This window comes from Corynebacterium sp. zg-331 (assembly GCF_014267345.1).
In the GTDB taxonomy this organism is placed as follows: Bacteria; Actinomycetota; Actinomycetes; order Mycobacteriales; family Mycobacteriaceae; genus Corynebacterium.
This window is the reverse complement of sequence record NZ_JACMYD010000001.1, coordinates 527,247-551,184: the sequence shown is the minus strand read 5'-3', so window position 1 is coordinate 551,184 and position 23,938 is coordinate 527,247. Positions and strand designations below refer to the sequence as shown.

Genomic DNA, 23,938 nt, shown 5'->3' with positions numbered 1-23,938 from the left:
TTAGCCCTCCCGGGCCGCGGCCCCCGCGCCGGGGGCCAGCAGCCTCTCCACGTACTTGGCCAAGACGTCTACCTCCACATTCACGAGGTCGCCGGGGACGAGATCCCCATGGGTGGTATCGCGCAAAGTGGTGGGGATCAGCGACACTTCGAACCAGCCCTTCCCCAGCCCGGAGACGGTCAGCGAGGTGCCGTTGAGTGCGATGGAACCCTTCTCCACCACGTAGCGCGCCACGGAGGAGGGCAGCGCATACCGCAGCACGTCCCAATGCTCGGAATGCTCGCGCCCCAGCAGGGCGGCGGTGGCGTCCACGTGCCCCTGCACGATGTGCCCGCCCAGGTGCTCCCCCACGGCCATCGCCCGCTCCAGGTTCACCCGCGAGCCAACCTCCAGGTTCCCCAGGTTGCTGCGGGTAAGCGACTCGCGCATGACGTCCGCGCAAAAGGCGTGCTCCCTCAGATCCGCCGCCGTGAGGCACACGCCGTCGACGCTGATGGAATCCCCCCGCCGCGTTCCCTCCAGGACCGTCGCGGCCTTCACGGTCAGGCGCAGCGCATCGCCTTGATCCTCCACCGCAGCCACCATGCCGACTTCCTCGATAATCCCGGTAAACATCACTCGCCTCTTTCCATTTCTATGAGGGTATCCAAGCCCAGCTGGCGCACCTCGCGGGTACGCCAGCGCCGCGCCGCGCCCAGCGTTTCCACCAGGGGCCGAGCGACGACCCCTCGCCCACCACCCACGATGACAGGGGCGAGGTACGCCTGGATGGCATCGACCTCGTCTGCCATCAACGCGGAATGGGCCAGGTGCGCCCCACCCTCGATGAGGATGTCTCGGTCCCCCTTGTCCCATAACGTCGCTAGGGCCTGCGGGATTCCGGGGTATTGCTCGAAGCCTTGCTCGCGCATCTCCTCGGGCAGCTCCCGGGTCCCGATGACCACGCGGCGCGGCTGGTGCGGGTACAGGCCGCCGGACGCGCGCGCGGTGAGGGCTGGGCGATCCGCCCAGGCCGTCCCCGTCCCCACGACGATCGCGTCGCGTCGGGAGCGATCCAGGTGCACGTGCGCGCGGGCCTCCTCCCCGGTGATCCACTGGCTCGAGCCATCGAGGGCGGCCGTGAAACCATCGAGGGTCTGGGCGAACTTGAGCGTCACGTGCGGTCGTCCCCGCCGCATCGCCACGAGCCAGGGCCGCAGCGGGGCCACCTCAACGGGCAGGCGGCGCACCGTCACGCCCCGGGAACGCAGGTAATCGGCCCCTCCGCCCTCGCGCTCCCCGGGATCGGGATGGGCGTAATACACCTCGGCAATGCCTGCACGCAGCAGTGCCTCCGTGCAGGGTCCGGTGCGGCCGGTGTGGTTGCAGGGCTCCAGCGTGACCACGGCCGCACCCCCTCGGGCCGCCGCACCGGCCCGACGCAGGGCCACGACCTCCGCGTGCGCTTTCCCGGCAGGCTGAGTGGCTCCCACCGCCAGCACCTCCCCGGAAGAACCCAGGATCACCGCACCCACCGGAGGATTAGGGCTGGTGGTGCCCTTGACTTTCCACGACTCCTCAATCGCCAGGTCGAGGGCGTGGGAAAGCGCTACCGGGCCGAGCATGAACGCTGGGCGTGGGCGCGTAGGGACTCCACCATCGCGGCGGGATCGTCCGCCCTGTACACCGCCGAGCCCGCCACGAAGGCATCGCATCCGGCGGCGGCGGCCTGCCCGATGGTGGCCTCGGAGATACCGCCGTCGATCTCGATGAGGGTATCCAAGCCTCGGCGATCGATCTCCCGGCGCAACACGCGCACCTTTTCTAGCTGATCCGGCATGAAGGATTGCCCGCCGAACCCGGGCTCCACGGACATCACCAGCACCTCGTCGAAGTGATCGAGGTCGCCCAGATATGGTTCGATCGGTGTGCCGGGTTTGAGGGAAAAGGCCGCGCGCACCCCCAGCGCCCGGATCGAGGCCGCCAGCGCCACGTGATCCGAGGTCGCCTCCACGTGAAAGATGAGGGTGTGCGCGCCCGCCTCGGCATAGCGCTCCACCCAACGCTCGGGTTCCTCGATCATCAGGTGCACGTCCAGGGGCTTATCCGTGAGGTGACGAACGGTAGCTGTGATGTCCGGACCAAAGGAAAGATTGGGCACAAAGTGTCCGTCCATGATGTCCACGTGCAGCACATCGGCGGTGGGAATCCGGGCGATGTCCTCGCCGAGGCGGGAAAAGTCCGCGGCAAGGATCGAGGGGGCGATGATCGGGACGTGTTGCATGAGGCCCAGTCTAGTCCGTGGGTAATCCGCGGCGAATCCCCTCCGCCTTGCGTAGTACGGCGAAGAACATCGCGTCCGTGCCGTGGCGATGCGGCCACATCTGCACCGAGGGGTGGTTCCCCACGTCCGCCATGCCCGGAACGAGGCCGTGGGCATCAAGTTCCACCGCGTCGAGATCCGCTATCGCTTTGTCCACGATCGCGCGGGTCTCCCGAAGATCGGGCGAGCAGGTGGAATACACCACCACCCCGCCGGGACGGGCGAGAGCCAGGGCCGAACGCAGCAGCTCGTATTGCAGCGCCGCAAGGCCTGCGATGTCGGATTCTCGCTTACGCCAGCGGGCCTCGGGGCGTCGGCGCAGGGCACCCAGGCCGGAGCAGGGGGCATCCACGAGCACCCGGTCGTAGCCCGGTGCCAGGCCGGGGGCGCGACCGTCGGCGGTGTGCACCGTCACCGGCAGGCCGTGTACCGCGGATCGCACCAGATCCGCACGATGCTTGGCCGGCTCCACCGCGTCCACGTGGGCCGCCTCGATCCGGGCCAGGGCACCCAGCAGGGCCGCCTTCCCGCCGGGACCTGCGCACAGATCCAGCCAGCGTCCCTCGTCGCGGCCCGTCACCGGGGCCTGGGCGGCGGCCCGAGCGATGAGCTGACTGCCCTCGTCCTGTACCGCAGCCAGCCCGCTGCGCACCGGCTCGAGCTGCGCCGGTGCGCCGGAGTCCAGATACACGGCGTACGGGGAGTAACGCCCCTGCTCACCGCCGATCACCAGGGCAAGTTCCTCGGCGCTCATCTCGCCGGGACGCGCCACCAGGTGCACCTTGGGGCGCTGCGAGTCCGCTGCCAACGCGGCCTCCAATTCCTCGGCGTGCGCGCCCAGAGCCGCGGCGAAGGATCGGGCGATCCATGCGGGATGGGCATGTCGGAAGGCCGCCCCCTCGAGTTCACCGCGCGGGGACAGGCGAGTGATCCACTCGGAGGCCGGGGTACGCGTCATAGTGCGCAGCACGGCATTAGCAAACCCCTTGGCTCGCTCCTGGCCCGCCTCGACCACCAGCTGCACGCTCGTATCCACTGCGGCGTGAGGCTCCACTCTGGTGTATAGCACCTGATAGGCACCCAGGCGCAGGGCATCGAGAACCTCGGGGGCGATCGCCTCGAGCTGCCGAGAGGAGCACGCAGCGATCACCGCGTCGAGAACCCCCTGGGTGCGCAGGGTGCCGTAGGTGATTTCCGTGGCAAAGGCGGCATCCCGCCCGCGCACCCGGTGCTCCTTGAGCGCCGCGGGCAGCACAAGGTTGGCGTAGGCGTCCTGGGCGCGCACCGCGCCCACCACCGCGTAGGCTACCCGCCGGGGGGCGTCTACCCGCGATGGCACCGGTACGGAGCGCTGGGGCCGTGGTTTTTCTCCGCGACGACGATCGCGCCCACCGGTCCTGTGCGCCTCGGAAGCGGTCCGCTGCGCGGACTTGGAGCGGGAGCGAAAACCCCCGGGTTGGCTGCTCACTGAAACTTCGTCCCTTCCTTCGGTTGCGCTCCGCGCGCCCAATCGGCCGCCGCCATCATCTTCTTGCCCGGAGGTTGCAGGCGGGTTAGACGCACCGGATCGGTTCCCGTACCCACCAGCACCTCCTTCTTGGTGGCGACGATCCGCCCCGGTTCCAGATCTCGCACCCCGGTATCCAGGGGTATTTCCACCGGGGCCACCTTGAAGCGCCGCTCGCCCCACGTCGTCCACGCGCCGGGGGCCGGGGTGTGGGCGCGGATGGCTCGCGCGATCTCCTCGGCGGGGGCCAACCAGTTCACGCGGGCATCCTCGGTGGTGATCTTTGGTGCGTAGCTGGCCGGTCCTTCCTGCGGATGCGGGCGCAGGGTTCCCGCCTCCAGACCGGTCATAGTATCGGCCAAGAGATCCGCGCCCCGGTGGGCCAGCCGGGTGAGCAGATCGTCTGCGGTATCGTGAGCGCGAATCTCCTCGTTCCGGCTCGCCAAGACCGGCCCGGTGTCTAAACCCTCGTCGATGCGGAAAGTGGTGACACCCGTGGCCCGATCTCCCGCCCGAATCGCCGCCTGCACCGGGGCCGCCCCGCGCCAGCGGGGCAGCAGGGAAAAATGCAGATTAATCCAACCGTGCGGAACCACCTGAAGCAGATCGGTGGTGACCAGGTTGCCGTAGGCCACCACCGGGATCGCCTCGGGAGCAAGCTCCCGCAAGCGATCCCGCAGCGCCTGCCCCTCCTCGGTGCTCGGCTTAAGGGTGGCGGGCGTAAGCACCTCAATCCCCTGCTCCACCGCCAGCGCTTTGACCGGGGAGGGATGCAGGGTGCGCCCGCGACCGCGCGGGGCATCGGGACGGGTCAGCACCGCGACCACCTCGTGCGGGGAATCCAGCAGCGCCCGGAGCGCCACCACGGCGGGTTCCGGCGTGCCGGCAAAGACAAGCCTCATCGCCGCGCACCCCCGTTCTCGCACCACGCGGCGGCACGAATCTGCCCCATCGCCTCCTTGCGGTCCTGGACCGCGGCGCGCTTGAGGAAGAGCACCCCGTCGAGGTGATCGGTCTCGTGCTGAATGCACCGCGCCAGCAGACCCGAGGCCGCAATGCTCAGGGGCTTGCCCTCCACATCCGTACCGGTGAGGCGCACGTGACGATACCGCGGAATCGACAGCGATATATCCGGAATCGACAGGCACCCCTCCGTTCCCTGCTCCTTTTCCTCCCCGACCGGCTCCCACACCGGGTTAATCACGTGGCCGCGCAGGCCGCCCGCCACGTGCGAGCAGTCAAAGACGAATACCCGACGCAGCACGCCCACCTGATTCGCCGCCAGGCCCACACCCCCGGCGTGAGCCATCGTCTCCATCATATCGTCCACGAGGGTACGCAGCGCGGCATTGTAGTCCGTGACCTCGGTGGCTCGGGTAGTCAGCACCGGATCACCAAAAAGGCGGATGGGCAAAACAGTCATGGTGCCTCATTGTATCCGCTTAGCCAATGTGCATCGGGTCCACCCGCACCCGCAGCGGCAAATCCTCGCGCCGCGCCACCCGCGCCACCATCGCGCTCTTGAGCGCGGACCCCAGCTGTCCCCGCGGGCCCAACGGGGTCCGCACCAGGACCCGCTGCACAGGCCCGAAGCGCCGCTCGTCGTATTCGCCCGGTACATGCTCGCCAGGAGGCAGGTCCACCGGGCCGAGCACCTCGGCGCGATCCGGCAAGCTGGCCTCCTTCAGCAGGCTATCGACGGCCGTCGCCGCGCCGTCAATAGCCGCCATGTGCACCGCAGGCGGAAAGCCCACCTCGCGGCGCTGGGCCAGTTCCCGAGCCGCGGCCCCCGGCATGTCCCAGCGGATGAGGTGCTGCACCACGGCCAGGCCCGGGTCCGCCGCCACCACCACCTGGCCGCCCCGGCGATGCGGCTCCACCAGCGTGGCCACCGCCGCCCAGGTCGCCAGAGCCTCCTCTTCCGCGCGCAGATCCTGGCGACCAAGCAGCGCCCAGGTGTCCAGCAGCACCGCTGCACCGTAGCGCCCGCCCCCGGCTACCCTGGGCTCCGATCCCGGCGTGGCAACCACCAGGGCCGGACAATCCGGCACCTCTCGATGCCGCTGATTCCCGCCGGAGGCAATCACCCGCACCGAGGGAAAAGCCCGTCCCAGCTCCTCCGCGGTGCGCTGATTGCCCAGAACCACCGCCCGCAGTGAAGCCGAGCCGCAGTGCACACAGCGATAGCGGGGATCGATCCGCCCGCACCATCGGCAGGTGGGCACCGCCGCCTCCCCCGAGTTGCCGGAGGGCAGCCCCACGGGTCCATTGCACTGGCGACACCGGGCCGGGGTTCGGCATTGCCCGCAGGCCAGGGTAGGGATATAGCCCTTGCGGGGAGTATGGACCAACACCGGTCGGCCCGCTGCCAGTCCCTCCCGCAGGGCCCGAAAGGCCACGGCGGGAATGCGCGCCGAGCGGGCTAAGGGATCCTTGGCGAGCTCAAAATCGGAATCCGCCACCGCCTGCACCCTGGGCATCCGGGTGCGCAGGGTCTCCCTCCCCGCCACCAGGCCGTGCGCCCACCCCGACTCCACCAGCAGTTGCGCCTCCGCGGTGCGCGTGTGTCCGGCAATCACCAAGGAGGCCTCCGTGGCCGCCACCCGGGTAGTGAGCACCTCCCTTGAATGGACGTAGGGGGCGCGTGGGTCCACGTGATTGGAGTTGCCATCGAAGAGCACCACGGCCAATTGGAGGTCGGCCACCGGGGCAAAGGCCGCGGAGCGGGGGCCAATCACCAGCCTGCCCTGGCCGTGCAGGATCGACAGGAAGCGACGATAGCGCGCCTGCGGACCCAGGGCCGCTCCCAGCGCGGTGATCTGCTTGGCGCTTACGTGCTCCCGCAGCGCCTCCTCCAGGGCGTCCACGTCGGCCTGATCGGGGGCCACGATGAGCACACCCCCGCCGCTCAGGGCCACTTTGGTAGCCAGGGCGGCCAGGGCGGCCGCCCAGTCATCACCGGGGGCGATTTGCCAGGCCACCCGGGCGCGTCGGCGGGCCAACACCGCGTCCACGAAGGACTCCCCGTGCTCATAGGCCGACCAAGCGGAGAGATCGGGCTCCTGGACCTGGCCGAGTTCCTCCCACGGAGTATGGGTATCGGCGGACTCCGCCGCCGCATGGCGTGCCGGGATCGCCGCCCGAATCAAATCCGATCGGGTACCCGCGTAGCGGGCGCACAGCGATTCCACCAGGCGACGAATCTGCTCCGGATACACCACCTCCGGGGAGATCACTCGCTCGATATAGCGCAGCTGACCGGGGTGTGTGCTCCCCTCTGCCCGCTCGATGAGCAGGGCATCCACCAGACGCCCGGCGAAGCGAATGCGCACCCGCACCCCAGGCTGGGCCTGCTCCGCGTCCTCCTGGGTTACCCGGTAGTCAAAGAGCCGATCCAGGTGCACTAACCCCAACAGCGGCAACACCCGCGCCACCGGCTTCTGTGCTGCGGGAACGCGGGAGGAGGTGGCCATGATGGCCGATTTTACAGGCCTGCGGCCTCGCGCAGGACGGCGGCTCGGTGCGTGCTTTCCCAGGGGAAATCCACGTCCGTGCGGCCGAAGTGACCATAGGCGGCCGTGGGGGCGTAGATGGGACGCAGCAGATCCAGCTCCCGGATAATTGCGGTGGGGCGCAGATCGAAAACCTCGCTGACCGCGCACTGAATGTCCACGTCGTTGAGGCCCTCCTTGGCGGTGCCAAAGGTCTCCACATAGAGTCCCACCGGGGTGGCGCGGCCGATCGCGTAGGCCACCTGCACCTCGGCGCGATCCGCCAGCCCCGCGGCCACGATGTTTTTGGCCACCCAGCGCATGGCGTAGGCGCCAGAGCGATCCACCTTGCTCGGATCCTTGCCGGAAAAGGCGCCGCCGCCGTGGCGAGCCATACCACCGTAGGTGTCCACGATAATTTTGCGGCCGGTCAGGCCGGCGTCTCCCATCGGGCCGCCGAGGGTAAAGGAACCCGACGGATTGATGAGCAGGTTGAGATCCTCCGTGACCAACGATGCCAGGCCGGCGTCGTTGATCACCCAGTCCAGGACGTGCGGGCGCAGCTGCGCCTCCAGCCAGGCGGAATCCACCTCGGGATCGTGCTGGGTGGAAATCACCACGGTATCCAGGTAGAGCGGCCGACCGGCCTCGTCATAGGCGAAGGTCACCTGGGTCTTGCCATCCGGGCGCAGGTGTGCGACGATGCCCTCCTTGCGCACCTGGGAAAGGCGGCGGGAAAGTCGATGAGCCAGGGCGATGGGCAGCGGCATGTACTCGGCGGTCTCGTTGGTGGCATAGCCAAACATCAGGCCCTGGTCGCCGGCGCCGGCCTGATCGTCATCCTCGTAATGGCCCCCGGAGCGCATCTCCTGGGAGGTATCTACCCCGTGGCCGATCTCTGCGGACTGCTCCCCGATGGCGATGTTCACGCCGCAGGTGGTGCCATCGAATCCCACGTCCGAGGAGGTAAAGCCGATGCGCACCAGAGTGCTGCGCACCAGGCTCGGGATGTCCACGTATCCGGTGGTGCGCACTTCCCCGACCACGTGCACCTGGCCGGTAGTCACCAGTGTCTCCACGGCCACGTGGGCGTGCGGATCCTCCCGCAGGATTGCGTCGAGGATGGTGTCCGAGACGGCGTCGCAAATCTTATCGGGGTGTCCCTCCGTCACGGACTCGCTAGTAAAAAGCCGCACGGAGCGCGGGGAAGATGCCACGAACTTTTCCTTTACTACCCAGGGATGAACTACTGAGCAAGGATAGACCAAGCGGTCTACTCTTGCAAGGATGGGAACCGGACCACAGCGTCAAGGTAGGCCCCGGCGATCTGATGCTTGGTGGAGTCGTCGAGTTCGATCACCTCGGGCGGCTGCTCCCCGCGGGCACGCAGCAGCCATCCCCGGTTGCGGCGCTCCCCAAAGACCTTGCCCACGCCCACCTCGTTGCACATGAGCAGATCGCAGCCCTTGCGCTCCAGTTTTCGCAGCCCGTACTCCAAAGCGGAATAAGCGCCATCACCGGTCTCCGCCGCAAAGCCCGCGATGACCGTGTGCGTCGGGATCTCCCCGCGCCGTCGCGCCTGCACCACGCCGTGCAGGATGTCGGGGTTTTCCACCAGGTTCAGCGTGGCCAGCGCGCCATCGTCGGACCCCTTTTTCATCTTGGTTCCAGCCTGCGTGGCTGGCCGGAAATCCGCCACCGCCGCCGCCATAACGATCGCGTCAGCCTCAAGGGCCTGTTCGGTCACCGCCGCCGCCATCTCTGTGGCGGAGACCACACGCTCCACTCGAGCCCCCGCCGGAACCGGCATATCCTCCGTGGCCCCGGCGATGAGATGCACCCGGGCTCCGCGCTGGGCCGCCACCTCGGCCAGGGCAAAGCCCTGCCGTCCGGAGGAGCGATTACCCAGGTAGCGCACCGGATCCAGGTTCTCCTGGGTTCCGCCCGCGGTGATGAGCACCCGCTTTCCTTCCAGATCGCGCGGCAGGCTCGTCCCTGCGATCACCATGCGCGCCAGATCCGCGATCTGCTCCGGCTCCAGCAGCCGGCCCGTGCCGCTATCGGTCCCGGTAAGCCGACCCGAGGCGGGTTCGAGCACCGTTACTCCCCGGGCACGCAGCACCTCGACGTTGGCCTGGGTAGCGGGATGGAGCCACATCTCCGTGTGCATGGCCGGGGCCACGATCACCGGGCAGGCGGCCACCAGGATCGTGGCGCTGAGCAGATCATCCGCTCGTCCCGCAGCCAAACGGGCGAGCAGATCCGCGGTGGCCGGGGCGATGATCACGCCGTGGGCCTCCTGCCCCAGGCGCACGTGCCGCACCTCATCGACCCCCTCAAACACGGAGGTGCTCACCGAGTTGCCCGAGAGCGCCTCAAACGTGGCGGCACCCACGAAATTTAGCGCGGCGGGAGTGGGGATTACGTGCACCTCGTCGCCGGATTCCTTGAAGCTTCGTATCAGGTGACAGGCCTTATAGGCCGCGATTCCCCCGGCCACTCCCACGATGATTTTCAACCCTCTTGCGTCCTTCCCGCTGGGTCCGTGCGCTCGTTGCTGTCTTCCGTCGGTGCCACGGCAAAGGCCACCGCCCAGCCCCCGGGCAGCGGCCTAGGATCGCAGTGGCTCCGAGAAACCGCAGGCCTAGCGGCCTTCCTCGTGCTCGAGAAGATCGCCGTCGATCTCGCGCAGAGCGATGGACAGCGGCTTCTCCCCGGCTTCCGGGGTCACGAGCGGACCGATGAATTCAAAAACACCCTCGTCGGCCTGCTGATAGTAGCTATTGATCTGACGCGCGCGCTTGGCCGCGTAGATCACCAGGGCGTACTTGGAGGAAACCTTTTCCAGGAGGCGATCGATCGGCGGGTCGGTAATACCCACCGGCGGATCGAAAACCGGCTGCTTCTTCTCGGTCCCGTTACTCACGTTCGTCACTTACACCTTAATTCTTTTGCTCAAAAGGATTACCCGGGGCGCGCCCACGCGCCGCCCCGTCCTACTCGCCCCGCAGGATACCACCGATGGCGGCCACGGCGGTATCGACGTCATCGTTGACCACCACGCGATCGAATTCATCCATGGCGGTCAACTCCCCGCGCGCGGTTTCCAGGCGGCGCGCGATGACGTCCTCGGACTCCGTGCCTCGCCCGGTGAGGCGCTCCACGAGCACCTCCCAGGACGGCGGCGCCAGAAAGACCGTGGTGGCCTCGGGCATCATCGCCTTCACGTTACGCGCGCCCACGAGATCCACCTCGACGAGAACGGGCCTTCCCTCCGCCAAGGCTTGTTCCACCGGTGCCGCCGGGGTGCCGGAGCGCTGGAGGCCACCGTGAATATCGGCCCACTCCAGCATCTCACCCCTATCGATACGCTCCTGGAACTCCTCCGGGGTGACGTAGAAATAATCCACCCCGTCCACCTCGCCCGGACGCGGGCTGCGGGTGGTCATGGAGACACTAAAATATAGCCCGGAGACGCTCCCGCGGAGGCGATGAACCACCGTGGACTTGCCTACGGCAGACGGGCCAGCCAGAACCACCAGCTGACCACGAGGGCTCTCGCCGGTCATGGGTTATTCCTCGGCGTAGCCGAAGCGATCCAACAGGGCACGCCGCTGGCGCTCGCCCAGGCCGCGCAGGCGGCGGGTGGGAGCGATCTCCAACTCCTCCATGATTTCCTTGGCCTTGACCTTGCCCACCTTCGGCAGCGCCTCGAGAAGCGCAGAGACCTTCGTCTTACCCACGATCTCATCGTCCTGGGCCTTGTCCAGGACTTCCTTCAGGGTCATGTCGCCGCGCTTGAGCTTCTCCTTGAGCTCGGCGCGAGCCTTGCGGGCCTCGGCAGCCTTAGCAAGGGCCTCCTTGCGCTGCTCATCGGTCAACTTCGGAAGGGCCACGAGTTCCTCCAGTTCGTTTCTTTATTCTTCCTGTTCGGCGGTGCGCCTGGAATACCATCGCTACCTCATGCCGATGTCCGCTCAGTGTAACACCGCCGGGGGTGGGCCACCGCAATCGGCGCAGGGCACAAGGCCTATCAACCGAGATGGTTCAGCGTGGCTCCCCCTAAAATAGCAGGGCAACCGCCTCGGGCCGGCGGACGGTCATAATCTCAGAGCTTGCCCAAAAGATTCCACGGCTTTGCGCAGGTCACAGACCTCAGGACCGCAGCCGAGCACGCCTCGAGACACATTGGGATAGGCCAAATCCGCCCGCGAACCCATGATGTGCGCCACGTCCTGGGCGCTGCCACCCTGCACCCCCACGCCCGGCATGAGCACCGGACCGTTGAGGCACCGACAATCCGGGGCCCGCTCCACCGTCGCCCCCACCACCACGCCGAGATTTCCCAGACCCTCGTGGGCGGCGTTACGCCGCGTGACCTCGTCCACCACCTGCTGAGCGATGCTGCGCCCATCGGCGCCCTCGTGGGCCTGGAGTACGCGGGCTTCCGGATTCGAGGTGGCCGCGAGCACGAAGACGCCTCGGCCGGTAGCCTCCGCGCGCTCGAAGGCAGGATCCAGGGCCCCTATCCCTAGGTAGGGCGAGACGGTCACCGCATCGCTGCACAGGGGCGAGGAATCGTCCAACCACGCGGAGGCGTAGCCCGCCATCGTCGAGCCAATATCGCCGCGCTTGGCGTCGGCCACCACGAGCGCGCCCTGGGCGCGCAAGCCCGCGATCGTCTCCTCCAACACGGCAAAACCCGCGGAGCCGAAACGCTCGTAGAAGGCCACCTGCGGTTTGACCAGGCAGACCGTGGGGCCAAAGGCCTCCACGCACCGGCGGGAAAACTCCGCCAAGCCCGCCGCCGTATCACCCAGACCCCAGGACTCCAGGAGCCCCGGGTGGGGATCAATACCCACGCACAGGCGCCCGCGCCGCCGCGCCACCCGAGCCAGACGATCGCCAAAGGTCGGCGTCACTTCCCCATCGCCTTTCCCGCCGAGGCGTGATCGAGCTCTTGCAGGGCGCGCACCGCAAAGCCCTCGCCGCGCAGGGCCTCGATGCCCTGCACGGCCGCGGTGACCCCCTGCACGGTGGTGACCGCGGGCACTCCCACGCTTACCGCCGCCGCACGGATGTCGTAACCATCGTGACGCGCCCCGGAGGAACCCGCCGGGGTATTCAAGATGAGGTCCACCTCGCCGGCCCGGATCCGATCCAGGATGGAGGGGCCCTGCGCGCCGGCGCGGATGTCCGAGCCCTTGAGCACCTCCTCGCAATCGATACCGTTGCGCCGCAGTATGCTCGCGGTGCCCGCGGTGGCCAGGATCGTGAAGCCCAACGAGGCTAGACGCTGGATGGGGAAGATCAGGGTACGTTTATCCCGATTGGCCACGGAGACGAACACTGTCCCCTCGGTGGGCAGGGCGCCGAAGGCCGAGGCCTCCGCCTTGGCATAGGCCGCACCGAAGTTGGTAGCCACGCCCATGACCTCGCCGGTGGACTTCATCTCCGGGCTCAGCAGGGTATCGAGCATGGTACCGTCCGGGCGACGGAAGCGATTAAACGGCAGCACCGCCTCCTTGACGGCGATGGGCGCGTCGATGGGCAGGGAACCGCCGTCGTGAGTGGCGGGGATCATCCCCTCGGCGCGCAGCTCGGCGAGGGTGGCGCCCATCATGATGCGGGAGGCCGCCTTGGCCAGAGGCACGCCGGTCGCCTTAGAGACGAAGGGAACCGTGCGCGAGGCGCGCGGATTGGCCTCGATGACATAGAGCACGTCGTCCTTGAGGGCATACTGCACGTTCATCAGCCCCTTGACACCGATACCCTGCGCGAGGGCCACCGTAGAGCGGCGCACCGCCTCGATGTCCTCCGGGCCCAAGGTCATGGGGGGCAGGGCGCAAGCGGAATCGCCGGAATGGATGCCAGCCTCCTCGATGTGCTCCATCACTCCGGCCAGATAGACCTCCGTGCCGTCGCACAGTGCGTCTACGTCGATCTCGATGGCGTTATCGAGGAAGCGATCCACCAACACCGGGTGATCGGAGGTCAGCTCCGTGGCCCGCTCGATGTAGCTGCTCAGCGAGGACTCGTCGTAGACGATCTCCATGCCGCGCCCGCCCAATACATAGGAAGGACGCACCAGCACCGGATAGCCGATGGCGGCGGCCACCTCGCGGGCCTCATCGAACGACGTCGCGGTGCCGAAGGCCGGGGCCGGCAGCTCCGCACGGCGCAGCACCTCGCCAAACTCGCCGCGATCCTCGGCCAGGTTGATGGATTCCGGAGTGGTGCCCACCACCGGCACGCCCGCAGCCGCCAGGCGCTCCGCCAGACCTAGGGGGGTTTGGCCGCCGAGCTGCACGATCACGCCTGCCACCGTGCCGGACTGGCACTCCGCGTGATAAACCTCCATCACGTCCTCGAAGGTCAGCGGCTCGAAGTAGAGGCGGTCGGCGGTATCGTAGTCCGTGGAAACGGTCTCCGGGTTGCAATTGACCATCACCGTCTCATAACCCACCCGGGACAACTCCAGCGCCGCGTGCACGCAGGAATAATCGAACTCGATCCCCTGGCCGATCCGGTTGGGCCCGGATCCCAGGATGATGACCTTCTCCCGCTCCTTCTGCTCGGTGACCTCGGATTCCGCCTCGGGGTCGAGCTCGTAGGCGGAATAGTGGTACGGGGTGCGCGCCTCAAACTCCGCCGCGCAGGTATCCACCGTCTTATACACTGGGCGGATGCCCATCGACCAGCGCAGTCGACGCACGCCCTCCTCCCCGGCGAACTCGGGGCGCAACCGGGCGATCTGGGCATCGGACAGGCCGAAGACCTTGGCGCGGCGCAGCAGGTCCTCGGTGAGCACCTGGGCCGCGATCAGCTCCTCGCGGAACGCCACCAACTCGGCCAGCTCCGCCAGGAACCAGGGATCGATGCCGGAGGCCTCGTGCACCTGCTCGATACTCGCTCCCCAGCGCAGCGCCAGCTCCACGTCGTACATGCGGCCCTCCGTGGGGCGCCGGAGGTCCTCCAACACCTCCTCGACTGAGCCAAACTCCGGGTCCGGGGCCGTCCAGAAGCCCGCCTGTTTCTGCTCCAGCGAACGCATCACCTTATTGAGGCCCGCGATGTAGTTACGGCCGATGCCCATCGCCTCGCCCACGGACTTCATGGTGGTGGTCAGCGTATCGTCCGAGCCCACAAACTTTTCAAAGGCGAAACGGGGCGCCTTGACGATCACGTAGTCCAGGGTGGGCTCGAAGGCCGCCGGGGTAACCCCCGTGATGTCGTTGGTGATCTCGTCCAGCGTATAGCCGATCGCCAGCTTGGCGGCGATCTTGGCGATGGGAAAACCCGTGGCCTTGGAGGCCAGGGCGGAGGAACGCGAGACGCGCGGATTCATCTCGATGGTGATGAGGCGGCCATCGCGGGGGTCGAGGGCGAACTGAATGTTACAGCCACCGGTGTCCACGCCCACGGCCCGGATGATGGCGATGCCCTGATCGCGCATCTTCTGGTACTCGCGATCCGTCAGCGTCATCGCCGGTGCTACCGTCACGGAGTCGCCGGTGTGCACGCCTAGGGCATCGACGTTTTCGATGGAGGCGATGACCACCACGTTATCGTCGCCATCGCGCATCAACTCCAGTTCGTATTCCTTCCAGCCGAGGATGGATTCCTCGATGAGCACATTGGCCTCCGGGGAAGCCGCCAGGCCACCGCCGGCGATACGCTCCAGATCCTCCTCGTCAAAGGCCAATCCGGAACCCAGACCGCCCATGGTGAAGCTGGGGCGCACCACCACCGGCAGGCCCAGCTCAGCCACCGTCTTGTGCACCTCTTCCATGCTGTGACAGACCCGCGAACGAGCGGATTCCCCGCCGATGGAGGCCACGATGTCCTTGAACTTCTGGCGATCCTCGCCGCGCTCGATGGCCTCGATGTCCGCACCAATGAGTTCCACCCCGTACTTATCCAGGATGCCCTGGCGATCGAGCTGAATCGCGGCGTTCAGGGCGGTCTGACCGCCGAGGGTGGCCAGCACCGCGTCGATGGGGTGGCCCTGGGCAGCCTCCTTGGCAAAGACCTTGTCGATGTATTCCGGGGTGATCGGCTCGACGTAGGTGTGATCGGCAAACTCCGGATCCGTCATGATCGTGGCCGGGTTGGAATTTATCAGGGTGACGCGCAGCCCCTCCTCCTTGAGCACACGGCAGGCCTGGGTGCCGGAGTAATCGAACTCACAGGCCTGGCCGATCACGATGGGACCGGAGCCGATGACCAGGACGTGATTAATATCGTTGCGCTTGGGCATGGGATTCCTTAGGTTACCTTCCTGGTCTGGTTACTGCTGAGCGGGGGAGCACTCGGCCATGAGGTCGATGAACTGGTCAAAGAGCGGGCTGGCGTCGTGCGGGCCAGCGGCGGCCTCCGGGTGGTACTGCACGGAATAGGCGAGCCCGTTCTCCAACGCCACGCCCTCAACCACATCGTCGTTGAGGCATACGTGGGTGACCTTGGCCGGACCGAAGTCCGTGTCGAAGGTCTCCCCCGCCTTGCCCTTGAGTGCAAAGCCGTGGTTCTGCGCGGTAATGTCAATCTTTCCGGTCACCACGTTGAGCACCGGCACGTTGATCCCCCGATGGCCGAATTTCATCTTGTACGTCTCCATCCCCAGCGCCCGGCCGAGGATCTGGTTGCCAAAGCAGATGCCGAAGAAAGGAATCTTGCGCCCCAGTACCTCGCGCACCACCGCCACCACGGCGTCGGCGGTGGCCGGATCGCCCGGGCCGTTGGACACGAACACCCCGTCCGGGCGGTATTGCTCCACGTCCTCCCAGGTGGCGGTGGCAGGCACCACCACGGTGCGCACGCCGCGGGCGGCGAAGTGACGCGGGGTGTTGGTCTTAATTCCCATGTCAAAGGCCACCACCGTGTGCCGGTGCTCGCCCTCCGGTTCCACCACGTACGGCTCCGCGGTACTGACCTGAGCCGCAAGATCGGCCCCCTCCATCGCCTCCTGCTGCGCGACGATGTCTACCAGCTCCGCCAGCGGGCGTTCGGCCTCCGGCCCGGAGAAGATGCCCGCGGCCACCGAACCCTTGTCGCGCAGGTGGCGCACCACCGTGCGGGTGTCCACGCCGCGGATCCCCACGATGCCCTGCTTTTCCATCTCCTCGTCCAGGCTGCGGGAGGCCCGCCAGCTCGACACTCGCGCCGAGAGATCGCGGATGACTAGGCCCGCCACCCAAATGCCGCGATCCCGCGATTCGTCGTCTTCATCGTTCCAACCGGTATTGCCTATCTGCGGCGCCGTGGCCACCACGATCTGCCGGTGATACGAGGGGTCGGTCATGGTTTCCTGGTAGCCGGTCATCGCGGTGCTAAACACGGCCTCGCCCAGGGTGGAACCCACCCTGCCCAGGCTGTATCCGGGGAAGGAACGGCCGTCGGCAAGAACCAACACGGCGGGGATGAGCGGTGTAGACGTCACAGTATCGACCTTTCGGTTGTGCGTGATGGGCTGCTTGAATGAGGTATTACTCATCGACGTGATCCCCCATATGCTAACCCTCCCCCGTGATATACCGCTGCCTCCACGCAGCTGGTGTGCCGGTGCGCGATGGGCACGACGACGCCTCGGGCGTTCGCCTGACTCATCGTGACCTCCTTTCCCGCCTCTCTGTGCGGCCTTTAAAGGATGTCCAGTGATTAACCACGACCCTCATCACAAGGATCCCCGCAAGCATATCACCGCAACTTGGCTACTGTGGTGGACAGATCATTGTCGAACACAGACAAGCCCTCGATGAAGGAGATGCGTGACTCACCCCGAACCAGATACCCCCCTCGCCCCGGTCTCCGAGCAATCCGTGGTGGATATCCTGGAGGCCGAAGACCTCGCCTACCGGCTCCACCAGGACCCCACCCCCGTGGTGCGCACCGGATTCCACAACGCCGCCGTGTCCTTTGCCATCGAGGGCGACTACCTGCTGTGCGATTCCATCTGGCGCGGCGAGGTGGACAGCAACCGGGCCGCCACCGCCCTGGCCGCGAGCAACGAGTGGAACCTCACCCAGCTCGCCCCCACCCTGCGTTTTTTCGAATCCACCCCTGGCGTCCTGGCCTTTTCCGCCTGCCGACGCCTCCACATCGCCCAGGGTCTCAGCCGCAATCAGATGGGGGCCTTTGTCATGTCCACCCTCGATGCCATCGCGGCGTGCTTCCAGTGGCTCGAGGCGCAGTTCCCGGAGGCCGTCACCTGGGAAGATACCCACAACCACGAGGAGGAAGAGGCATGAGCGAGCAGCGCGTTTCCGAGCTGACCTTCGACCGCGTCACGGCAGCTATGAAGGCTTTTGGGATCACCCTGTGGCCTACCGAGGACCCCCAGGTGGCCACCGCCAACCTCAACGGCTTCCGCGTGACCTTTGCGCTGCTGAACTCGGTGCTCATCGTGCGCGCGGACAACCCCACCGAGCTGGCCTCCGATTCTGGCGTGCCCACCCTGCACCTGGCGGCCAACCAGGTGAATTGCTCCGGCTTCGGTGCCAAAGCCGTGGTGGCGGATCGGGAGGAAAACCTCGTGGTGCGCACCGAATGCGACCTCCCCATCGCCGCCGGGATCACCGAGGAGCAACTGAGTGCGGCCCTGCGCGGGGCGGTGGACGAGGTCCTGGCGAGCCAGGATCGCGTGGCCCGTGCCGCCGAGGAGCTGCTTAATCGTCGAGAGAATCGCTAGCCTCGGCCGAGTCCGCCTCCTCGGCGGGGGCAGGCGCGGCGGCCGCACGCAGCTCGTCGAGGTGCTTGGCCACGTCGTCGAGCACCGCGTGAATATACGGTGCGCCCTGTTCCCCGGAGTACTCGCTGGCAATCTCCACGCCCTCCACGACCGCAGTGGCGGTGGGCACCTCCGGGTTAAAGATCAGCTCCCACACGGACATGCGCAAAATCGCGCGATCGACTGCGGGAATACGCCCTAGCTCCCATTGATCGCTGAGGAACCTGGTGATGGCGGCGTCCACCGCATCCAGTTCCTCGGCGGCACCCAGGACGATCTGCCGGGTGTAATCTGCGATGGGAGCCACCTGATTTTCCGGCACCCGTGCCAGCTCCGTGCGATCCGCCACGATACTCATGGGATCGACGTCGCGGGCCTCGGCCTCAAAGAGCACGTCCACCGCGCGGCGACGGGCCTTATAGCGGGCACCGTGTCGGCGCCACTTCTCCTGGCGTTTGGTCACGGCGGCCACTAGTTGTTCACGCGGGAAAGATACTCGCCCGAGCGGGTATCCACCTTGAGCACGTTGCCCGTCTCGATGAAGAGCGGCACCTGAATCTCCGCACCGGTCTCCAAGGTGGCGGGCTTGGTGCCGCCGGTAGAACGATCGCCCTGCAGGCCGGGATCGGTGTGCTGCACCTTGAGATCCACGGACACCGGCAGCTCGGCAAAGAGCGGCTCTTCGTCGTGGAAGGACACCTGCACGCGCATATTCTCCAGCAGGAAACGGGCGGCGTCACCAAACTTATCCGCGTCCAGCTCCACCTGCTCGAAGGTCTTGTCGTCCATGACCACGTAGTTGCTGCCGTCGTGGTACAGGTAGGTCATATCCCGGCGATCCACGTTGGCGGTCTCTACCTTGACGCCGGCGTTCCAGGTCTTATCCACCGTCTTGCCGGAGACAACGTCCTTGAGCTTGGTGCGCACGAACGCCGGCCCCTTCCCCGGCTTAACGTGCTGGAACTCAATGATCTGCTGCAGCTTGCCGTCGATTTTGAGCACAAGACCGTTTTTGAAATCAGCGGTGGTTGCCACTTAGCGGTTCTCCCTCGTGTGATCCGGTATCCTAACTATGCCAGTCTACAACACCGTGAGGTCCTTGCTCACCCTGGTGATCACTTCCGGGAAGCCAGGGGTGATGATGAGCGTGTCTTCGATGCGCACCCCGCCCCGGCCCGGAACGTAGATTCCCGGCTCGATGGTCAGCGTCATGCCCTCGCGCAGCTCTCCCTCCCCCGTCGCCGAAGCATAGGGTCCCTCGTGCACCTCCAGACCCACGCCGTGCCCCGTGGAGTGCACATAATACTTCCCGTACCCGGCCTCCTCGATCACCTGTCTGGCGGCGCGATCGATATCGGACAATGCGGTACCCGCCGTGGCCGCTTCCACCCCGGCCTCCTGGGCACGGCGCACCACCTCGTAGATCTCCGCGGCAAACTCATCGGCCTCGCCCATGACTACCGTGCGCGTCATGTCGGAGTGAAAACCCCCGCGTAGCGCCCCGAAGTCCAGCGTCACCAGATCGCCGTGGCGCAGCACCCGATCCCCCGCGCCGTGATGCGGCTTCGCGGAGTTCGGCCCCGAGGCAACGATCGTATCGAAGCTGGTGCGCTCCGCCCCCGCTGTGCGCATACGATATTCCAGGTCTGCGGCAATATCGCGCTCCGAGCGTCCCACTGCAAGCTCACCAGCGGTCATAAGATCCACAAACGCCTGGGAGGCCAACTCCGCGACCTCGCGCAGGCCATCGAGCTCGCGGGGATCCTTGACCAGGCGCAGCTGCTCCACCACGCCACGCACCGGAACCAGGGTCACGTCCTCCCCCGCGGCCGCGCGCAGGGCCTCCCACTGAGCCACGCTTACCTCATCTGCCTCGATTCCCACGCGGCGCGGCCCCTCCAGTCGCGAGAGGAGGGCCTCGGCGCAGGGCCGGGCGATGAGCGCCTCAACGTCGGGCACCTCCTCGGTCACCTGCGTGGTATAACGACCATCCGTGCAGATCTGAGGATTGAGGTCTTTGGAAAGCAGGAGGGCCGCGTTCGAGCCGCTAAAGCCGGAGAGATACCGCACGTGCACGAGGTTGGTGATCAGCATCATGTCGATGCGCTGCCCCGCCAAGCGGGACGAAAGGGTGCGGCGACGCTGGGAATAACGGGTATCGGCTAGGGCCATCGTGTCCTCCTCGAAAGCGGGGTTCTCTCCCGCCTCAGTCTAGCGGGGCGTCTGCCTCGCGGCGGGCAAAAAAGCACAGGGCCGCCCGGTACCCCTCCACCCCCAGCCCCGCGATCACGGCCAGCGCGATCGGGGAAAGGTAGCTGTGCTGGCGAAATGCCTCGCGCGCATGCACGTTGGATATGTGCACCTCGACGAACCCGGGGCCATCGGCAACCTCCGCCAGGGCGTCACGCAGGGCCACCGAGGTGTGCGTGAATCCCCCCGGGTTGATGATCACCGCCCAGCCCGCATCGGCAGCCTCGTGCACCCACTCGATGAGCACGTGCTCCGCGTTGGACTGGCGGCATTCCACGGCCAGGCCCCGGGCCCGCGCCTCCTCCTCGAGCATCGCCTCCACCTGCGCCAGCGTGGTGGAACCGTATATCTCCGGCTGGCGTTTGCCCAGGCGATCGAGATTAGGGCCGTTGATTACTACCACCTTGGTCACGATCGGTCCCCCTCGCTCAGCGAGCGATAAGCCACCCGCAGCTCCTCCTCGCTCGGTCCCTCCAGCCGCATCACGCGGCCCGGCTCGCCGTCGAGGACCACAAAGCGGACGGTATCCTCACGATTTTTTTTGTCCTTGGCCATCGCCGCGCGCAAGGCCGCAAAGTGCCCCGGCTCATAGGTCGTGGGCAGGCCCACGGAGGCCAGGATGTCGCGGTGGCGACGCACCAGGGCGGCGTCGATCAGGCCCCGGGCGTGGGACAGGTGCGCCACGTACATCATGCCCACCGCCACCGCGGCCCCGTGTCGCCAGCGGTAGTCCTCCCGCAGCTCCACCGCGTGCCCGAAGGTGTGCCCGTAATTGAGGATTTCCCGCAGGCCCGCTTCTTTCAGGTCCTCCCCGACCACCCGCGCCTTGACCCGCACGGAGCGCTCGATGAGCTCCGGCAGCAACCCCTCGGGATCCAGTGCTGCGGCCGGGTCCGCCTCGTAGCGCTCGAGGATCACCGGATCCGCGATGAATCCCGTCTTGATGATCTCCGCGGAACCCGCCACGATCTCCGCGGCGGGCAGGGTGTTGAGATAGTCCAGGTCGATGAGCACAGCGGCCGGTTCGTGGAAGGCCCCCACGAGGTTCTTGCCCAGGGTGGTATTGATCCCCGTCTTGCCGCCCACGGCGGCATCCACCATGGCCAGCAGGGTGGTGGGAACCTGCACCACACGAATCCCGCGCATCCACGTGGCCGCCGCGAACCCGGCCACGTCCGTGACGGCTCCACCGCCCAACCCCACCACGGTATCGCGGCGCGTCCACCCCGCTTCCCCCAGGCGATCCCAGATAGCGCTCAGGGGGGCCAGGGTCTTGCCTTCCTCGGCATCGGGCACCTCGATGGTGAGGCTACCCGATCCGCAAGCCGCGGCGAGCCGCTCGGCGGCCTGCCGCAGCACCGGCTGGTGCACAATCGCCGCGCGGCCTCGTACCTCGGCGCGCACGTGCCGGCCCAGCTCGGAGCCGATGGTCACGGTATAGGGCTGAGGCCCTCGTACGTCAATGCTAGGCATGGTTTTCTCCGATCACCGTCGCGCGTGTATTCCACCGCGCACGTTTACTGCTCCGCGTCAAGAATCGCCAGAATAAGGGATACCACCTGGGCGGGGGTGCGGCCGTCGGTGCGCACCCGGTGGGTGGCCACCTCTTTGTACCACGGCTCGCGTTGCGCAAGCAGGTCGCGATACCGCGTCACGGGGTCCTCGGCCTGCAGCACCGGGCGGGTTCCCTCCGCCTGCGTACGTCGCACCCCCTCGTGAACGCTAACGTCTACCCACACCACCACGTGTTCCCGCAGTGCCTCGCGGGTCTCCGGGCGAGTCACCGCCCCGCCACCCAGGCTCACCACCCCACCGTGGTGCAGGGCCATGGCCACGTGCCGGGCCTCGACCTCGCGGAAGGCGGATTCGCCGAGGTCCGCAAAAACCTGCCCGCAGGGCTTTCCGCATTCCCGCGCAATGAGATCGTCAGTATCTACCACCGGCAGGTTGAGGGCGTTGCCGAGGCGGCGCGCCACCGTGGATTTCCCGGCCCCGGGCGGGCCGACCAGGATCACCGCAGGATTCACCGGGCCGCCTCCTCGCCGAAAGACAGCCGACGCTCCGCATCCGCCATATAGGCCCGGGCGTTGCGCCGGGTCTCCGCCAGGCAATCCCCGCCGAATTTCTGCACCACGGCCCGGGCCAGCACCAGCGCCACCATCGCTTCGGCCACCACCGCACCCGCGGGGACCGCGCACACGTCGGACCGCTGGTGGATGGCCGAAGCCGCCCGCCCCGTGGCCATGTCCACCGTGCGCAGGGCGCGTGGCACCGTGGAGATCGGCTTCATCGCGGCGCGCAGGCGCAACACCTGGCCGTTGGTCATGCCTCCCTCCAGGCCACCGGCGCGGTTGGAGATCCGCGCGACACCATCGTCCGTGCGCACCATCTCGTCATGGGCCTCGCTGCCCCGGCGGCGCGCCTCCTCGAATCCATCGCCCACCTCGACGCCCTTGACCGACTGTATTCCCATGAGCGCCGCGGCGAGCTGCGCATCCAGGCGATCCTCGCCGGAAACGTGAGAGCCCAGCCCGATGGGCAGTCCGTGCACCACCACCTCGACAACGCCGCCCAAGGTATCGCCAGACTTCTTCGCAGCCTCGATCTCTGCGATCATGGCCTCCTCCGCGGCTGAATCGAAGGCACGCACCGGGGAAGAATCGATGGCCTCGATGTCTCCCGGCCCCGGTTGCCCCTGCGAGGGGCGGGCGGCACCGATGGACACGACGTGCGAAACTACCTCGACCCCCAGCACTTCCCGCAGGAAGTTCCGGGCCAGAGTGGCCGCCGCCACCCTGGCGGCGGTCTCCCGGGCCGAGGAGCGCTCCAGCACCGGGCGGGCCTCATCAAAGCCATACTTGATCATGCCGGCGAAATCCGCGTGGCCGGGGCGCGGCCGGGTTAGGGCGGCCCCCCTCCCGGAGCTCATCGCTGCGCTCACCTCGGGATCGTCGAGGTCCACCGGATCCGCGGACATGATGGTGGTCCACTTGGGCCACTCCGTATTGCCAATCATCACGGACACGGGGCTACCCAGCGTCAATCCGTGGCGCACGCCACCGAGAATGGTGACCTCATCCGCCTCGAACTTCATCCGCGCCCCCCGGCCGTAGCCAAGACGCCGGCGCGCTAACTGGCGAGCGATATCCTCACGACTCAGCGGGACCCCGGCCGGCATATGTTCCACCACGGCGATCAACGCCTGGCCGTGAGATTCCCCTGAGGTAGTCCAACGAAGCATGAACACCATTCTTTCACATCGCCGCGGCGCACAGCGTAGATAGAACCATCGACGGGCCGTGGGGCACCCTGGTACGGCGCAGCAGCGCCATCGACGCCAGGGACAGAACCGACGCCCCCACCACCGCCGCACACCAGCCCCGCACCCCTCCCCCCGCGCAGGCAAGCACCCCCAGGCTGGCGGCCAGCTTCACATCCCCGCCGCCCACCCCGGCCACCAGCCAACCGACCACGAGATACAATGCCGCCCACGCCACACCGCCCATCATCCACCACGGCTGCGTGCTCAGCGCCCACACCCACCACAGCGCTATCCCCGGCAGAGTCAGGCAATGCGGTAAGATTCCGCGCCGCAGATCGCACCATACCAACGCGCACAACCACGCCCCCACCCCGATGTATATCCCCCACATGGCCCTCAA

25 protein-coding genes are annotated in these 23,938 nt (G+C 67.1%); 2 read left to right on the top strand and 23 right to left on the bottom strand.

The window, feature by feature from the left end:
• The 15 genes from H7347_RS02710 to carA all read right to left on the bottom strand — a co-directional run bounded on the left by H7347_RS02710 (position 1) and on the right by carA (position 16,793).
• Positions 1–615, bottom strand: a complete 615-nt coding sequence (locus tag H7347_RS02710; RefSeq protein WP_152820990.1) for a riboflavin synthase — start codon at positions 613–615, stop codon at positions 1–3.
• Positions 615–1,604 (bottom strand): bifunctional diaminohydroxyphosphoribosylaminopyrimidine deaminase/5-amino-6-(5-phosphoribosylamino)uracil reductase RibD, encoded by a 990-nt coding sequence (gene ribD / locus H7347_RS02705; RefSeq protein ID WP_152820988.1) that lies wholly within the window; start codon positions 1,602–1,604, stop codon positions 615–617. Before ribD ends, H7347_RS02710 begins: the two co-directional genes overlap by 1 nt.
• The gene (gene rpe / locus H7347_RS02700; protein ID WP_152820986.1) at positions 1,589–2,263 is read right to left on the bottom strand and encodes a ribulose-phosphate 3-epimerase; all 675 of its coding nucleotides are present in this window, start codon (positions 2,261–2,263) and stop codon (positions 1,589–1,591) included. The genes ribD and rpe overlap by 16 nt, the downstream gene beginning before the upstream one ends.
• A gap of 10 nt (positions 2,264–2,273) precedes the next feature.
• Positions 2,274–3,770, bottom strand: coding sequence for a transcription antitermination factor NusB (locus H7347_RS02695; protein WP_186337148.1), 1,497 nt, complete (start codon positions 3,768–3,770; stop codon positions 2,274–2,276).
• Positions 3,767–4,711 (bottom strand): methionyl-tRNA formyltransferase, encoded by a 945-nt coding sequence (gene fmt, locus H7347_RS02690; RefSeq protein ID WP_152820982.1) that lies wholly within the window; start codon positions 4,709–4,711, stop codon positions 3,767–3,769. The genes H7347_RS02695 and fmt overlap by 4 nt, the downstream gene beginning before the upstream one ends.
• Positions 4,708–5,232: a peptide deformylase gene (gene def, locus H7347_RS02685; RefSeq protein WP_152820980.1), complete on the bottom strand. Its 525-nt coding sequence runs from the start codon at positions 5,230–5,232 to the stop codon at positions 4,708–4,710. The genes fmt and def overlap by 4 nt, the downstream gene beginning before the upstream one ends.
• A gap of 19 nt (positions 5,233–5,251) precedes the next feature.
• A complete protein-coding gene (locus H7347_RS02680) occupies positions 5,252–7,282 on the bottom strand; it encodes a primosomal protein N' (protein WP_152820978.1) in 2,031 nt (676 codons plus the stop codon).
• An 11-nt stretch (positions 7,283–7,293) separates the two neighbouring features.
• Complete coding sequence (gene metK, locus H7347_RS02675) at positions 7,294–8,517, bottom strand: methionine adenosyltransferase (protein WP_186337147.1); 1,224 nt, start codon at positions 8,515–8,517, stop codon at positions 7,294–7,296.
• A 56-nt stretch (positions 8,518–8,573) separates the two neighbouring features.
• A complete protein-coding gene (gene coaBC / locus H7347_RS02670; RefSeq protein WP_152820974.1) occupies positions 8,574–9,818 on the bottom strand; it encodes a bifunctional phosphopantothenoylcysteine decarboxylase/phosphopantothenate--cysteine ligase CoaBC in 1,245 nt (414 codons plus the stop codon).
• 126 nt (positions 9,819–9,944) lie between these two features.
• A complete protein-coding gene (gene rpoZ, locus H7347_RS02665; RefSeq protein WP_186337146.1) occupies positions 9,945–10,235 on the bottom strand; it encodes a DNA-directed RNA polymerase subunit omega in 291 nt (96 codons plus the stop codon).
• 61 nt (positions 10,236–10,296) lie between these two features.
• Positions 10,297–10,869: a guanylate kinase gene (gene gmk / locus H7347_RS02660; RefSeq protein WP_152820972.1), complete on the bottom strand. Its 573-nt coding sequence runs from the start codon at positions 10,867–10,869 to the stop codon at positions 10,297–10,299.
• A 3-nt stretch (positions 10,870–10,872) separates the two neighbouring features.
• Positions 10,873–11,196, bottom strand: coding sequence for an integration host factor, actinobacterial type (gene mihF, locus H7347_RS02655; protein ID WP_186337145.1), 324 nt, complete (start codon positions 11,194–11,196; stop codon positions 10,873–10,875).
• Between the two features lie 204 nt (positions 11,197–11,400).
• The gene (gene pyrF, locus H7347_RS02650; protein WP_186337144.1) at positions 11,401–12,222 is read right to left on the bottom strand and encodes an orotidine-5'-phosphate decarboxylase; all 822 of its coding nucleotides are present in this window, start codon (positions 12,220–12,222) and stop codon (positions 11,401–11,403) included.
• On the bottom strand, positions 12,219–15,560 hold the full coding sequence (carB, locus tag H7347_RS02645; protein ID WP_152820968.1) for a carbamoyl-phosphate synthase large subunit: 3,342 nt from the start codon (positions 15,558–15,560) through the stop codon (positions 12,219–12,221). The genes pyrF and carB overlap by 4 nt, the downstream gene beginning before the upstream one ends.
• A gap of 30 nt (positions 15,561–15,590) precedes the next feature.
• A complete protein-coding gene (gene carA, locus H7347_RS02640) occupies positions 15,591–16,793 on the bottom strand; it encodes a glutamine-hydrolyzing carbamoyl-phosphate synthase small subunit (RefSeq protein ID WP_186337143.1) in 1,203 nt (400 codons plus the stop codon).
• 274 nt (positions 16,794–17,067) lie between these two features.
• Here carA and H7347_RS02635 point away from each other — a divergent pair, with 274 nt between their 5' ends.
• Positions 17,068–17,547, top strand: coding sequence for a YbjN domain-containing protein (locus H7347_RS02635; protein WP_186337142.1), 480 nt, complete (start codon positions 17,068–17,070; stop codon positions 17,545–17,547).
• Positions 17,544–17,987 carry a YbjN domain-containing protein gene (locus tag H7347_RS02630; RefSeq protein ID WP_152820966.1) on the top strand — a complete coding sequence of 148 codons (444 nt, stop codon included), beginning with the start codon at positions 17,544–17,546 and terminating at the stop codon, positions 17,985–17,987. The genes H7347_RS02635 and H7347_RS02630 overlap by 4 nt, the downstream gene beginning before the upstream one ends.
• On the opposite strand, the gene nusB is transcribed toward H7347_RS02630, so the two are convergent.
• Genes nusB through H7347_RS02590 form a run of 8 tightly spaced genes read right to left on the bottom strand, consistent with a single transcriptional unit; the run spans position 17,965 to position 23,929 of the window.
• On the bottom strand, positions 17,965–18,489 hold the full coding sequence (gene nusB, locus H7347_RS02625; RefSeq protein WP_186337141.1) for a transcription antitermination factor NusB: 525 nt from the start codon (positions 18,487–18,489) through the stop codon (positions 17,965–17,967). The two genes, H7347_RS02630 and nusB, sit on opposite strands and share 23 nt — an antisense overlap.
• Positions 18,490–18,497: 8 nt before the next feature.
• Positions 18,498–19,061, bottom strand: a complete 564-nt coding sequence (efp, locus tag H7347_RS02620; RefSeq protein ID WP_186337140.1) for an elongation factor P — start codon at positions 19,059–19,061, stop codon at positions 18,498–18,500.
• A 45-nt stretch (positions 19,062–19,106) separates the two neighbouring features.
• Complete coding sequence (locus H7347_RS02615) at positions 19,107–20,198, bottom strand: aminopeptidase P family protein (RefSeq protein WP_152820964.1); 1,092 nt, start codon at positions 20,196–20,198, stop codon at positions 19,107–19,109.
• A gap of 34 nt (positions 20,199–20,232) precedes the next feature.
• A complete protein-coding gene (gene aroQ, locus H7347_RS02610) occupies positions 20,233–20,688 on the bottom strand; it encodes a type II 3-dehydroquinate dehydratase (RefSeq protein WP_186337139.1) in 456 nt (151 codons plus the stop codon).
• On the bottom strand, positions 20,685–21,749 hold the full coding sequence (aroB, locus tag H7347_RS02605) for a 3-dehydroquinate synthase (RefSeq protein ID WP_152820962.1): 1,065 nt from the start codon (positions 21,747–21,749) through the stop codon (positions 20,685–20,687). Before aroB ends, aroQ begins: the two co-directional genes overlap by 4 nt.
• Positions 21,750–21,793: 44 nt before the next feature.
• The gene (locus H7347_RS02600; RefSeq protein ID WP_186337138.1) at positions 21,794–22,303 is read right to left on the bottom strand and encodes a shikimate kinase; all 510 of its coding nucleotides are present in this window, start codon (positions 22,301–22,303) and stop codon (positions 21,794–21,796) included.
• Positions 22,300–23,517, bottom strand: coding sequence for a chorismate synthase (aroC, locus tag H7347_RS02595; RefSeq protein WP_152820958.1), 1,218 nt, complete (start codon positions 23,515–23,517; stop codon positions 22,300–22,302). Before aroC ends, H7347_RS02600 begins: the two co-directional genes overlap by 4 nt.
• 13 nt (positions 23,518–23,530) lie before the next feature.
• Positions 23,531–23,929: an A24 family peptidase gene (locus tag H7347_RS02590; RefSeq protein WP_152820956.1), complete on the bottom strand. Its 399-nt coding sequence runs from the start codon at positions 23,927–23,929 to the stop codon at positions 23,531–23,533.
• Positions 23,930–23,938: the final 9 nt, after the last annotated feature.